The following is a 12,235-nucleotide window of genomic DNA, read 5'->3' as shown; positions in this document are numbered from 1 at the left end:
CAGTAGGCGGCGGCAGCGGGAACGTCTATGGTTGGGGCAGGAACCAACTGCGGGAGAGCGGCATGGGTGTGATCAGTCTGTTGTGGGGCGTACTGGCGCTGTTGTGGATGATCCTGGCGCTGATTCCACTGCTGGGCTGGGGCAACTGGTTCCTGATCCCGTTCGCTGCGGTGGGCGCGGTCATCGCCGCGCTCGGCATCCTGTTCACCCACCCGAGCAAGCGTGGCCGGGCCTGGGCCGGGCTGGTGCTGAACGGCATCGTGGTGGTGGTGGGCATCCTCCGCCTCGGCCTGGGTGGCGGCGTGATCTGAGCCCGCACCCGGGTGCGACAGGGCGTCGCAGGCGCACGGCCCATGGCCGGGCAGGGGCGTACAATGAATGGCTGCGCGAGCCCCCCGCGTGCCTGTGAATCCGCGCCCGGCGCGGCTGCCCCATGATCATCCGACCCCGTCCCCACGGCTGGCAACTGCTTTACATCCTGCGCGGTTCGATCGTCAAAGCGATCGCGCCCAAGGTGCTGGCCATCCTGATCCTGTCCATTGCCGTGGCTGCGGTGGTGGAACTGGCGCCGCCCACCGGCATCGAACGCGTTTCCGTCACGCCGTTCACCCTGCTCGGCCTGGTCCTGTCGATCTTCCTCAGCTTCCGCAACAGCGCCTGCTACGAGCGCTGGTGGGAAGGCCGCAAGCTGTGGGGCCAGCTGGTCTACGAATCGCGCTCGCTGGCCCGCCAGGTGAACCTGCTGCTGGCCGATGACACCGGCCGCCGCCGCCGCATCGCCTACCTCACCACCGCCTTCGCCCATGCACTGGCCGGTCGCCTGCGCGGGCGCATCGTGGCGCTGATGGCCCTGCCGTGGCTGGACAAGCGCCAGCGCGAACAACTCGGGCAGCGCGAGAACGTGCCCGACGCGCTGCTCTCGATGATCGCTGCGGAACTGGCGCAGGCCCTGCGTGCCGGTGACCTCGACCCGATCCTCTACACCCAGCTGGAAGAACGCCTGCACGCGATGTCGTCGATCCAGGCCGGCTGCGAGCGCATTCTCACCACACCGCTGCCGTTCGCCTACACCCTGCTGCTGCACCGCTGCGCGTGGATGTTCTGCGTGCTGCTGCCGTTCGGCCTGGCCAGTTCGCTGGGCTGGGGCACGCCGGTGCTGTCGGCGGTGCTGGCCTATGCCTTCTTCGGCCTGGACCAGCTGGGCGAAGAAATGGAAGACCCGTTCGGCCTGGAGCCGAATGACCTGCCGCTGGACGCGCTGGTGCGCACGATCGAGATCGACCAGCTCGACGCGCTCGGCGAACGCCCATTGCCCGAACCCCTGCTGCCGCAGGGCTACCTGTTGCAATAGCCACTCCTCGGAGCCTGCCATGTCCCACCCGCTTTACCGCCCGCGCCGCATGCGCCATGACGAGTTCTCGCGCCGCCTGATGCGCGAGAACACGCTGACCACCGACGACCTGATCTACCCGGTGTTCGTGCACGAACTGGCTGGCCGCACCGCGGTGCCGTCGATGCCGGGCGTGGAGCGGCTGTCGATCGAAGAACTGCTGAAGGTGGCCGAAGAGGCGCTGGAGCTGGGCATTCCGGTGATCGACCTGTTCCCGGTGATCGACCCGTCGCTGAAGTCGCTGGATGCATCGGCGGCGTGGGCCGAGGACGGCCTGGCGCAGCGTGCGATCCGCGCGCTGAAGTCGCGCTTCCCGGAACTGGGGGTGATGACCGACGTGGCGCTGGACCCGTACACCACCCACGGCCAGGACGGCATCATCGACGACAAGGGCTATGTGCTGAACGACATCACCGTCGAGGCGCTGGTCAAGCAGTCGGTATCGCACGCCGAGGCCGGTGTGGACATCGTCTCGCCGTCGGACATGATGGACGGCCGCATCGGCGCGATCCGTCGTGCGCTGGATGCCGACAACCACATCAACGTGCGCATCATGGCCTACTCGGCCAAGTACGCCTCGGCGTTCTACGGTCCGTTCCGTGATGCGGTGGGCAGCGCCGCCAGCCTCGGCAAGGCCGACAAGAAGACCTACCAGATGGACCCTGCCAACGGCGACGAGGCCCTGCGCGAGATCGCGCTGGACCTGGAAGAGGGCGCCGACATGGTGATGGTCAAGCCGGGCATGCCGTACCTGGACCTGGTGCGCCGGGTGAAGGAGAAATTCGGCGTGCCAACCTTCGCCTACCAGGTGAGTGGCGAGTACGCGATGATGAAGGCCGCCTTCGCCAACGGCTGGCTGGACGAGCGCGCCTGCGTGCTGGAGTCGCTGCTGGGCTTCAAGAGGGCCGGTGCCGATGGCGTGCTGACCTATTTCGCGCCGCAGGTGGCGCGATGGCTGCGCGAGCGCTGACAATAGCGCCACGATAGACGGAGGACTGCGCGATGGGACCCGAACTGGGGTGGATGCAATGGCTGATCTGGGGCACCGGTACGCTGGTGTTCGGCGCCATCATCGTCGGTGTCTTCATCGCCGCCTGGCGGGCCGGCAAGCGCCCGCCGGAGCAGCTCTCCGCCGCGCGCCACGTGGCCCGTGAGCAGGCCCTGCCGGACAGCGTGCAGGCCGAACTGGCCGCGCTGAACCAGCGCAAGGACAATGGCCAGCTGAGCGAGATCGAGTACGAGCAGCAGCGCGCCAAGGTGTTGTCGCGCTGACGGGTGGGTGCCAACCTTGGTTGGCACTTTCCCGCATGCCAACCAAGGTTGGCATCTACCAAACGGCCATCCACGCACGGCGTGGATCTACCGCACGCACCTGGCGCCTCCATCGCCCTGGTAGCCGCCAACCTTGGTTGGCGTTTGCCGTCACCGTGCGCCCGGCACGCACCCCGCAACCGCCACCACCTTCGGCACCGCCAACCGGTACACATCCACGCCACCGGCACGCGGTGCCTTCGCCGCACTGCTGGCGACCATCATCTCGCCCGGCTTGGCGTTGTCGATCACCGGCGCGCCGGTCCAGCCGCTGGCCTGGTTGAACGACAGCCCCAATGGCTGCAGCGCCGCACCGGTCCACGCACAGCCGCTGCTCCACACCTGCGTGGTCGTGCCGTTGCCGCGGCTGAACACCACGGCGCCGTCATGCCCCAGCCAGTCGCCGTCGGTCTCGTCGTCGGCACTGTTCAACGCGCTCAGTGCGCTGGCCGGGCCACGCAGTCCCTGCGCATCCAGCGTCGCCACGAACAGGTCCCAGCCGGCACCACGGCCCTGCTGGCGGGCAAACAACAGCTGCCTGCCATCCGCGCTCAGGGCCGGCCCGCGCTCTTCCCGGCGGCCCGCGTCGCCCGCCAGCAGCTGCGCGGTACCCAGTTGGCCATCGGTGGCGAGAGCGGCCCGATACAGCGCCAGCTTGCCCTCGCGGCCGGCCGCGAACAGCAGCCAGCGGCCGTCGCGGCTGAAGTAGGGATCATGGGCTTCACCGGCCACGCCTACCGGCAAGGCCTGCGCCTGCTGCCAGCGGCCGTCCACCACGCGCGCCTCCCACAGGCCCCAACCGGCCTCGCCACGGCGGGCGAAAACGATGCGCTGGCCATCGGCGCTGATCGTGGCGCGGCCCTCGTCGGCACGGGTCGAGACCACGCCCATGCCTTCGATGCCGTACTCGTTCAACGCCATCGCCACGGGGGCAGAGAGTAGACTGGCGGCAAGCACCAGCAGGGGCGGGGTGATGCGCATCATCCGGGTCCGTGCACGAAAGAGCATCAGTCTAGCCAGCTTGAGGATTCCATGACCGACCGTTACGCCGTCTTCGGACACCCCGTTGCCCACTCGAAGTCGCCGCAGATCCACGCGACGTTCGGTCGCCAGGAAGGCATCGCGGTGGATTACCGCGCGATCGACCTGGCCCCGGATGCGTTCCTGGCCGGCCTGGAAGCCTTCGCCGCCGACGGCGGTGTCGGTGCCAACGTCACCTCGCCGCACAAGGAAGCCGCGTTCTCGGTGTGCACCACGCTGACTGCACGTGCGCGCCGCGCCGGCTCGGTCAACACGCTGCTGCGCAAGGGCGACCGCTGGCATGGCGACACCACCGACGGCATCGGCCTGGTGCGTGACCTGACCGACCGCCATGGCCTGGACCTGCGTGGCCGCCGCATGCTGCTGATCGGTGCCGGCGGCTCCGCGCGCAGCGTCGCTCCGGCCTTCCTCGATGCTGGAATCACCGAACTGGTGGTGGTCAACCGCACGCCGGAACGTGCCGATGAACTGATCGACGCCATGGGCGAGCCGGGCCGCGCGATCAGCCGCTACTGGGAAGACCTGCGCGAGCTGGGCGACTTCGAGCTGATCGTCAATGCCACCTCGGCCGGCCGCGACCGTGACGTCGAGTTCAAGCTGCCGCTGTCGCTGGTCAACTCGATGACCACCGCCGTCGACCTGAACTACGGCGAGGCCGCCATCGCCTTCCTGGCCTGGGCGCGCGCAGCGAACTGCCGCAATACCGTGGATGGCCTGGGCATGCTGGTCGAGCAGGCCGCCGAGAGCTTCCTGCAGTGGCACGGTGTGCGTCCGCAGACCGACGAGGTCTACCAGACGCTGCGGCAGGGCTCGGCCGTGCTGGCCGGCGAGGACTGATCGATGGACAACACGACCCTGATGGTGACGGTGCTGAGCATCGTGGGCGTGCGCCTGCCGGTGCTGATCGCACTGTGCGTGGGCCTGGTCTGGGTGGTCGGCGCACCGCGCGATGCCACCCGCACCGGCGCCCTGGTCGGCCTGGTGCTGTTGCTGCTGTCCAGCCTCGGCGGCATGGCCGCCGGCATCCTGCCGATGTGGTTGATCAACAGCGGCAACTTCGACGCCATCTCGGGCATGAGTGCCATCCTTGGCGTGCTGCACTTCGCGCTGGCGATGGTCGAGGCCATCGGCGTGGTGCTGCTGGTGTGGGCGCTGGTGCGCCTGCTGCGTACCCGCACGATCCCGGCATCCTGACCGGTAGCGCCGGGCCATGCCCGGCGTATCTGGCCCTTGGGCGGTCCGCCCATCGGACCGTGACCGCCGCCTGGCGTCGTCGCTGGCCCGTTCAGGGTGCCAGCGACGGTGAACGCGGCCGGCCATGCGACAATGACCGGCCTGATCCAGCTACGGTACTTCCCGGCGTGACCGAAACCGTCGCCGCTCCGCGCACGCTCGATGACACCTTGAAGGACGCGATCCGCAAGGCGTACACGACGCTGCAGGCCAATACCCCCGGCTTCTCCACCCGCCGCTCGCAGAGCCAGATGATCGGCGTGGTGTCGCGTGCGTTGTCGAAAAGCGGTGGCGTCGGCGTGGTCGAAGCGCCCACCGGCGTCGGCAAGAGCCTGGGCTACCTCACTGCAGGTGTACCGATCGCGCTGGCCAGCAAGAAGAAGCTGGTGATCAGCACCGGCACCGTGGCGCTGCAGTCGCAGCTGGTCGAGCGCGACATTCCGAATTTCCTGAAAGCCACCGGCCTGGAAGCGACCGTCGCGCTGGCCAAGGGCCGTACCCGCTACCTGTGCACGCGCAATGCTGCCGAAGCGCAGGGCGAGGGCTCGCAGGGTGGCATGTTCGAGGACGACGCACCCTTGTTCGACCGGCCACTGGCGCCGATCGAGATGGACATCGCCAAGCGCCTGACCGATGCCTTCACCGGTGGCAGCTGGGATGGCGACATCGACAACGCGCCGGAGACCATCAGCCCCGGCCTGCGCAGCCGCATCACCACGCCGGCTTCGGGCTGTGCCGGGCGCCGCTGTGCCTATTCGGCGCAGTGCGCGGTGCTGCGTTCGCGCAATACGGTGCGCGACGCACAGATCGTGGTCACCAACCACGCGCTGCTGCTGTCGGCGCTGTCGATCGGTGACAGCGACAACGGCCAGCCGTTGATCGCCCCGCCGTCGGACATGCTGCTGGTGTTGGACGAAGGCCATCACATCGGCAACGTGGCGATCGACCAGGGCGCGGCCAGCCTGGCGCTGGACGAGATGGCCAAGCGCACCGGCCGCCTGCAGATCCTGATCGCCGGCGCCTACCGCGCGGTCGACAAGGATCGGTTGGGCAACCTGTTGCCGAACGAGGCGATCGAGGTGGCCAGCAACGTGGCCAAGCAGCTGCGCGCGTTCCGCGACCACGTCGAGCGGGTGTGGATGCCGGCACCGGCCGACGAGGAACCGATGTGGCGCGCCGCCAATGGTCGTCTGCCCGAGGCCTGGCGCGAGCCGATCGAAGCGCTGGCCGACGACACCCGCAGCCTCTACAACTGGGCGCATGCCGCCACCGCGCAGGTCGCCAAGGGCAAGCCGGACGATGCCGCGCGCGAGCGCCTGCAGCGCAACCTGGGCATGGCGCTGGAAATGATCGAGCAGCAGTACAACCTGTGGCAGGCCTGGCGCCGCGAGGACAAGGACGGCGCGCCGCCGATGGCGCGCTGGGTCACCGCCACCCGCGACGGCGACCTGGTGCTGCATGGCTCGCCGGTGTCGGCCGCGCACGTGCTGCGCAAGCTGCTGTGGGATGAAGTGGACTCGGTGGTGATGACCTCGGCGACGCTGACCGGCGGTGGCGACTTCCAGTCGCTGGCGATCGACAACGGCATTCCCGAAGAGGCCGAGATGGTCTCGCTGTCGTCGCCGTTCGACCTGCCCAACCAGGCCGAGCTGATCGTGCCGAAGTTCCCGGTCACCCCGGACGATCGCGAAGGGCACCCGCGCGAAGTGGCGCGCTACCTGGACACCGAACTGGACTGGGCCAAGGGCTCGATGGTGCTGTTCACCTCGCGCTGGAAGATGGAGAAGGTAGCCGGGCTGATGTCGGCCGCGCGCCGAAAGCAGGTGCTGGTGCAGGGCGAGATGTCCAAGACCCGGCTGATCGACGAGCATCTGCGGCGCGTGGCGGCAGGCGAAGGCTCGGTGCTGTTCGGGCTGAATTCGTTCGGCGAAGGCCTCGACCTGCCCGGTGAGGCCTGCACCACGGTGGTGATCACCCAGGTGCCGTTCGCGGTGCCGACCGATCCGCAGACCGCCACGCTCAGTGAGTGGTTCGAGGGGCGTGGCCTCAATGCCTTCAACCTGATCGCCATTCCGCACGCGCTGCGCACGCTGACCCAGTTCGCCGGCCGCCTGATCCGCACCTCCACCGACACCGGCCGCGTGGTCATTCTTGATTCGCGACTGCTGACCCGCCGCTACGGCAAGCGCATCATCGACGCGCTGCCACCGTTCAAGCGCGTGATCGGCTGACCGGTAGCAAAAAGGGGACGGAGGGAATTAAGTCGTTTATGGCAAAAACGACTTAATTCCCTCCGTCCCCATTTTTGCGAGCACTGTACAGATGCCGGCCAGGGGCCGGCACTACCGCACGGGCTGACGATCGGACAGCGGCGCTTGGTGGTTACCGGGTGCCTGTTTCAGGCGTCCGGCAGCCTGGCCCATAGGCCTCCATGTAGGGTTTGCCGAAGCAGCGCAGTAGCCCATCAAGCACATCCAGGTTGGGCGGCCACGGCATCTGCACCTGCTGCCCGCCTTCGGTGGTGAACTGGTAGCGACCGTCCTTGATGTTCTCCGCCATCGCGGTGGGCGTCGGTATCGCGACCAGCCTCGCACGAGCCTTCTCCAGGGCGCTGCGGTCCTGGCGCAGGAACGCGACCATGCCGTCCACGTAGGCATTCCAGTAACCCGGGTCGCCCGCGTTCACGGGTTTGTGGCTGCGTTCCATCAGCGTGATCGCCTGCGCGGTCTGCCCCAGCTCCGCGCGCAGCTGGCCCTCGTGCCAGGTGATGATGACGTTGCCTTCTGCCTTGGGCAGAGCGCCGTAGGCGGACAGCAGGTCGGCCGCTTCGCGGGTACAGCCACGGTCGGCCAGCGGGCGCCAGCCACCTGCCAGGTCCTGATCGAATCGGCCAGGTTCCATCGCCAGCATCGCGGCACGGTCGTAGCTGCAGTCCGGGGCTTTGGGCGGTTCGGCTGACGTGCCCATGGCAGTGGCCAGCGCAAAGGAAAGCAACATCATCTCAACCTCCGTGTTGGTGACTTCCTGGACCACCATAACGGATCAGGAGGGGTAGCGCCGGCCGCTGGCCGGCAACCTCATTGATTTGCAGACGCATTGTGCAGATGCCGGCCAGCGGCCGGCACTACCGCACGGGGATCAATCGCCGAGCAGCGCGGTGTTGCGTACGGCGCCCTTGTCGGCACTGGTGGCCAGCAGCGCGTAAGCCTTCAGCGCGCTGGTGACCTTGCGCGGGCGCGGTGCGCGCGGCTTCCAGCCGCGGGCATCGGCGTCGGCGCGGCGCTGGGCCAGCGTGGCCTCATCCAGCAGCAGATCGATGCGGCGCGCCGGGATGTCGATGCGGATGCGGTCGCCGTTTTCCACCAGGCCGATGACACCGCCACTGGCGGCTTCCGGCGAGACATGGCCGATCGACAGGCCCGAGGTTCCGCCGGAAAAGCGGCCATCGGTGAGCAGCGCACATTGCTTGCCCAGCCCCTTCGATTTCAGATAGCTGGTCGGGTACAGCATCTCCTGCATGCCGGGGCCGCCCTTCGGGCCTTCGTAGCGGATGACCACCACCTCGCCCGGCTGCACCTCGTCAGCGAGGATGCCGGCGACGGCGGCGTCCTGGCTTTCGTAGACGCGCGCGGGGCCTTCGAACACATGGATCGACTCGTCCACGCCGGCGGTCTTCACCACGCAGCCATCGATGGCCAGGTTGCCGCGCAGCACGGCCAGCCCGCCTTCCAGCGAATACGCGTGCTGCAGCGAACGGATGCAGCCCTCGGCGCGGTCCACATCCAGCGTCGGCCAGCGCGTGGCCTGGCTGAAGGCTTCCTGGGTGGGGATGCCGGCCGGGCCAGCCTTGAAGAAGGTATGCAGGGTGTCGTTGTCACTGCGCACCACGTCCCAGCGTTCCAGTGCTTCGGCCAGGCTGGCGCTGTGCACGGTCGGCACCGTGGTTTCGAGCAGGCCGGCGCGGTCCAGTTCACCGAGGATGCCGAACACGCCGCCGGCGCGGTGCACGTCCTCGATGTGGTACTTCGGCGTGTTCGGCGCCACCTTGCACAGCTGCGGTACGCGCCGCGACAGCGCGTCGATGTGGGTCAGGTCGAAGTCGACCTCCGCTTCCTGCGCGGCAGCCAGCAGATGCAGGATGGTGTTGGTGGAACCGCCCATGGCGATGTCCAGGGTCATCGCGTTGGCGAACGCGGCCTGGGTGGCGATGCCGCGCGGCAGCGCGCTCGGGTCTTCGCCGCCATACCAGCGGTGGCAGAGTTCGACGATCAGGCGGCCGGCGCGGCGGAACAGCGCCTCGCGGTCGGCATGGGTGGCCAGCGTGGTGCCATTGCCCGGCAGCGACAGGCCCAGCGCTTCGGTCAGGCAGTTCATCGAGTTGGCGGTGAACATGCCCGAGCAGGAGCCGCAGGTGGGGCAGGCGCTGCGCTCGAACGCGGCGACCTTCTCGTCGGAGGCGCTGTCATCGGCGGCCACCACCATCGCATCGACCAGGTCCAGCTTGTGCTCGGACAGCTTGGTCTTGCCCGCTTCCATCGGCCCGCCGGAGACGAACACCACCGGGATGTTGAGGCGCAGCGCGGCCATCAGCATGCCGGGGGTGATCTTGTCGCAGTTGCTGATGCACACCAGCGCGTCGGCGCAGTGCGCGTTGACCATGTACTCCACGGCATCGGCGATGATCTCGCGGCTGGGCAGCGAATACAGCATGCCGTCGTGGCCCATCGCGATGCCGTCGTCCACGGCGATGGTGTTGAATTCCTTGGCGACGCCGCCGACCTGTTCGATCTCGCGCGCGACCAGCTGGCCGAGGTCCTTCAGGTGCACGTGGCCGGGCACGAACTGGGTGAAGGAGTTGGCGATGGCGATGATCGGCTTGTGGAAGTCGCCGTCCTTCATGCCGGTGGCACGCCACAGGGCGCGGGCGCCGGCCATGTTGCGGCCGGCGGTGGAGGTGCGGGAGCGGTATTCAGGCATGGCTGGCGGAACGGGCGGGCCGTACAACGTGGGGGTCGCCCGATCATGGCCAATTTTTTCGGTTGCTGCTGCAACCACCCGTTTTCGGTAGATGCCGACCTTGGTCGGCGCCGTGCCGTGTGTGCCAACCAAGATTGGCACCTGCCAGAGCGGTGCGCCGCCCGGGGTCGGATCCCATCGCGGCGCGATGGGCTCTGACCCCAATGCCCGACGAAAATGAAAGTCCGTTCATCTTTCGGACTTTGCCGATTCCGGTTGCTGGTCCGGATTTGGCATCATTGGGGCATTGATCCGTCGACAGGGCATGAGGCCATGAAACGTTCCCGCACCACCGCGCTGCTGCTGATGAGCGCTGCGCCGCTGCTGTTCACCGCCTGCCAGAAGGAGCCGGAGGTGAAGGTGCAGGAAGGCCTGTACACCTCGGTGGAGGCCTGCACCGAGGCCACCGGCGATCCCTCGTCGTGCCGCAATGCCTTCGCCGAAGCGCAGAAGCAGGCCGCCGATGCGGCGCCGAAGTACGCCAGCAAGGAAGCCTGCGAGAAGGACTACAAGCCGGAACAGTGCGTGCAGCAGCACACCTCGGCCGGTACCTCGTTCATCGGCCCGATGATGATGGGCTTCTTCATGTCGCAGATGCTGAGCAACCGCGGCGGCCTCGCGCCGCAGGCGCCGGCGGCGGCGCCGGCCTACCAGGACAAGAGCGCTGGATGGGCGCGTCCGGCACCGGGCGGTACCGGTGGCCTGAACACCGCCAGCGGCATCGGCGCGGGCAAGGCCGGCCTGGCCCCGGTCACCAGCGAGCCGAACCGTGCGGTCACCGCCAGCCGTGGTGGCTTCGGCAACACCAGCGCACGCCGCAGCACCAGCGGCAGCTACGGCGGCTGATCGACCCATGCAGCGCATCCGGATTGCCGAGCGTGCCCAGTGGCGGGCACGTGCGGATGAAGCGGGTTTCCGCTTCCACACCATCGACGGCCAGCCGTATTGGGATGAAAGCGCGTACTACGCCTTCACCCTGCGCCAGATCGAACAGGACATCGAAGACCCCAGCGCCGAGCTGCACCAGATGGCGCTGGACCTGGTCGGTGATGTCATCGGCAGCGAACGATTGATGGACCAGCTGGCGATTCCGTCGCATTACCGCGACTGGATCGCCAACAGCTGGCGCCAGCGCCAGCCGCATCTGTACGGTCGCCTGGACCTGGCCTACGACGGTACCGGCCCGGCCAAGCTGTACGAACTGAACTACGACACGCCGACCTCGCTGTTCGAGGCCAGCTTCTTCCAGTGGCAGTGGCTGGAAGACCAGCGCAACGCCGGTCGCCTGCCGCAGCATGCCGACCAGTTCAACGCGATCCACGAAGCGCTGGTCGAACGTTTCGGCGAACTGGCCACGCAGTTGCCGCCACCGCTGTATTTCAGCGCCGTGGGCAGTTCGGAAGAAGACCGCGGCACCGTCGACTACCTGCGCGACTGTGCGTCGCAGGCCGGCCTGCATGGCCAGGCCATCGCCATCGAGGATATCGGCCTGTCCGAGGACGGCCGCTTCACCGCGCTGGACGATTCGGTGATCGGCACGCTGTTCAAGCTGTACCCGCTGGAAGACCTGATGGCGGAAGAGTTCGGCCGCGCGCTGCCCGGTTCGGGCGTGCAGCTGCTGGAGCCGGCGTGGAAGGCGGTGCTGAGCAACAAGGGCATCCTGCCGCTGCTGTGGCAGCGCAACGTGGGCCATCCGAACCTGCTGGAAGCGCATTTCGATGACGGCAGCACGCTGGCCTCGGGCTGGGTGCGCAAGCCGCTGTTCTCGCGCGAAGGCGCGAACATCGAGATGCACCTGGCCGATGGCAGCACCCAGCGCAGCGACGGTCCCTACGACGGCCCGGCGATCATCCAGCGTGCGCACCCGCTTACCCGCTTCGAGGGCGGCTATCCGCTGATCGGAAGCTGGGTGGTGGGCGACCACGCCTGCGGCATCGGTATCCGCGAGGACGACAGCGCGATCACCCGCGACAGCGCGCGCTTCGTGCCGCACGCGATCGTTGATGAGGCGCCGACGCGGATCTACGTCTGATGACGGTGTAGCGTCCCCAGGGCCGGCGCGGGCGACCGACGCCGGTGGCAGGGCGACATGGGTAGTGCCGGCCGCTGGCCGGCAACCGCAATTGGTAGTGGCCGACCTTGGTCGGCGGTTGGGTTTTGTGCCAACCAAGGTTGGCACCTACCAGAGCGGCTGCGAACCAGAGCAATGTGCCGGTAGCGCCGGGCCATGCCCGGCGAGCGCAG

Annotated in this window: 12 protein-coding genes; 9 read left to right on the top strand and 3 right to left on the bottom strand. The window is 68.0% G+C overall.

Features of this window, described 5'->3' with window-relative positions:
* Positions 1-62: 62 nt before the first annotated feature.
* From ACZK4Z_RS21495 to ACZK4Z_RS21480, 4 genes are all read left to right on the top strand, one after another.
* On the top strand, positions 63-311 hold the full coding sequence (locus ACZK4Z_RS21495; protein ID WP_006475755.1) for a hypothetical protein: 249 nt from the start codon (positions 63-65) through the stop codon (positions 309-311).
* A 122-nt stretch (positions 312-433) separates the two neighbouring features.
* The gene (locus ACZK4Z_RS21490; RefSeq protein ID WP_010482217.1) at positions 434-1,351 is read left to right on the top strand and encodes a bestrophin family protein; all 918 of its coding nucleotides are present in this window, start codon (positions 434-436) and stop codon (positions 1,349-1,351) included.
* Between the two features lie 19 nt (positions 1,352-1,370).
* Positions 1,371-2,360: a porphobilinogen synthase gene (gene hemB, locus ACZK4Z_RS21485; protein WP_032129123.1), complete on the top strand. Its 990-nt coding sequence runs from the start codon at positions 1,371-1,373 to the stop codon at positions 2,358-2,360.
* A 32-nt stretch (positions 2,361-2,392) separates the two neighbouring features.
* The gene (locus ACZK4Z_RS21480) at positions 2,393-2,662 is read left to right on the top strand and encodes an SHOCT domain-containing protein (RefSeq protein WP_180838704.1); all 270 of its coding nucleotides are present in this window, start codon (positions 2,393-2,395) and stop codon (positions 2,660-2,662) included.
* Between the two features lie 150 nt (positions 2,663-2,812).
* Here the strand turns inward: ACZK4Z_RS21480 and ACZK4Z_RS21475 are convergent, their stop codons facing one another.
* Positions 2,813-3,685, bottom strand: coding sequence for a TolB family protein (locus ACZK4Z_RS21475; RefSeq protein WP_180838705.1), 873 nt, complete (start codon positions 3,683-3,685; stop codon positions 2,813-2,815).
* 48 nt (positions 3,686-3,733) lie between these two features.
* Here ACZK4Z_RS21475 and aroE point away from each other — a divergent pair, with 48 nt between their 5' ends.
* From aroE to dinG, 3 genes are all read left to right on the top strand, one after another.
* A complete protein-coding gene (aroE, locus tag ACZK4Z_RS21470) occupies positions 3,734-4,579 on the top strand; it encodes a shikimate dehydrogenase (RefSeq protein ID WP_071228545.1) in 846 nt (281 codons plus the stop codon).
* 3 nt (positions 4,580-4,582) lie between these two features.
* Entirely contained in the window at positions 4,583-4,936 is a 354-nt protein-coding gene (locus ACZK4Z_RS21465) for a hypothetical protein (RefSeq protein WP_006400655.1), read from the top strand.
* 167 nt (positions 4,937-5,103) lie between these two features.
* Complete coding sequence (dinG, locus tag ACZK4Z_RS21460) at positions 5,104-7,206, top strand: ATP-dependent DNA helicase DinG (RefSeq protein WP_071228543.1); 2,103 nt, start codon at positions 5,104-5,106, stop codon at positions 7,204-7,206.
* 151 nt (positions 7,207-7,357) lie between these two features.
* Here dinG and ACZK4Z_RS21455 read toward each other — a convergent pair whose 3' ends face one another.
* Together ACZK4Z_RS21455 and ilvD are read right to left on the bottom strand one after the other, a co-directional pair.
* On the bottom strand, positions 7,358-7,975 hold the full coding sequence (locus ACZK4Z_RS21455) for a hypothetical protein (RefSeq protein WP_125895411.1): 618 nt from the start codon (positions 7,973-7,975) through the stop codon (positions 7,358-7,360).
* A 138-nt stretch (positions 7,976-8,113) separates the two neighbouring features.
* Entirely contained in the window at positions 8,114-9,952 is a 1,839-nt protein-coding gene (gene ilvD / locus ACZK4Z_RS21450; RefSeq protein WP_049424111.1) for a dihydroxy-acid dehydratase, read from the bottom strand.
* 312 nt (positions 9,953-10,264) lie between these two features.
* Here ilvD and ACZK4Z_RS21445 point away from each other — a divergent pair, with 312 nt between their 5' ends.
* Together ACZK4Z_RS21445 and ACZK4Z_RS21440 are read left to right on the top strand one after the other, a co-directional pair.
* Positions 10,265-10,837 (top strand): DUF1190 domain-containing protein, encoded by a 573-nt coding sequence (locus ACZK4Z_RS21445; protein ID WP_125895412.1) that lies wholly within the window; start codon positions 10,265-10,267, stop codon positions 10,835-10,837.
* Positions 10,838-10,844: 7 nt separating this feature from the next.
* Entirely contained in the window at positions 10,845-12,023 is a 1,179-nt protein-coding gene (locus ACZK4Z_RS21440; RefSeq protein WP_125895413.1) for a glutathionylspermidine synthase family protein, read from the top strand.
* The last annotated feature ends 212 nt before the right edge of the window (positions 12,024-12,235 follow it).

It is taken from the genome of Stenotrophomonas sp. 71799_Sma, from assembly GCF_056482505.1.
This window is presented reverse-complemented; position numbering and strand designations above follow the sequence as displayed.

What these genes read in the sequence shown, in the direction of transcription:
- ACZK4Z_RS21495 (WP_006475755.1), top strand. Translation starts at nt 63, where the DNA reads ATGGGTGTGATCAGTCTGTTGTGGGGCGTACTGGCGCTGTTGTGGATG.
- ACZK4Z_RS21490 (WP_010482217.1), top strand. Translation starts at nt 434, where the DNA reads ATGATCATCCGACCCCGTCCCCACGGCTGGCAACTGCTTTACATCCTG.
- hemB (WP_032129123.1), top strand. Translation starts at nt 1,371, where the DNA reads ATGTCCCACCCGCTTTACCGCCCGCGCCGCATGCGCCATGACGAGTTC.
- ACZK4Z_RS21480 (WP_180838704.1), top strand. Translation starts at nt 2,393, where the DNA reads ATGGGACCCGAACTGGGGTGGATGCAATGGCTGATCTGGGGCACCGGT.
- ACZK4Z_RS21475 (WP_180838705.1), bottom strand. Translation starts at nt 3,685, where the DNA reads ATGATGCGCATCACCCCGCCCCTGCTGGTGCTTGCCGCCAGTCTACTC.
- aroE (WP_071228545.1), top strand. Translation starts at nt 3,734, where the DNA reads ATGACCGACCGTTACGCCGTCTTCGGACACCCCGTTGCCCACTCGAAG.
- ACZK4Z_RS21465 (WP_006400655.1), top strand. Translation starts at nt 4,583, where the DNA reads ATGGACAACACGACCCTGATGGTGACGGTGCTGAGCATCGTGGGCGTG.
- ACZK4Z_RS21455 (WP_125895411.1), bottom strand. Translation starts at nt 7,975, where the DNA reads ATGATGTTGCTTTCCTTTGCGCTGGCCACTGCCATGGGCACGTCAGCC.
- ilvD (WP_049424111.1), bottom strand. Translation starts at nt 9,952, where the DNA reads ATGCCTGAATACCGCTCCCGCACCTCCACCGCCGGCCGCAACATGGCC.
- ACZK4Z_RS21445 (WP_125895412.1), top strand. Translation starts at nt 10,265, where the DNA reads ATGAAACGTTCCCGCACCACCGCGCTGCTGCTGATGAGCGCTGCGCCG.
- ACZK4Z_RS21440 (WP_125895413.1), top strand. Translation starts at nt 10,845, where the DNA reads ATGCAGCGCATCCGGATTGCCGAGCGTGCCCAGTGGCGGGCACGTGCG.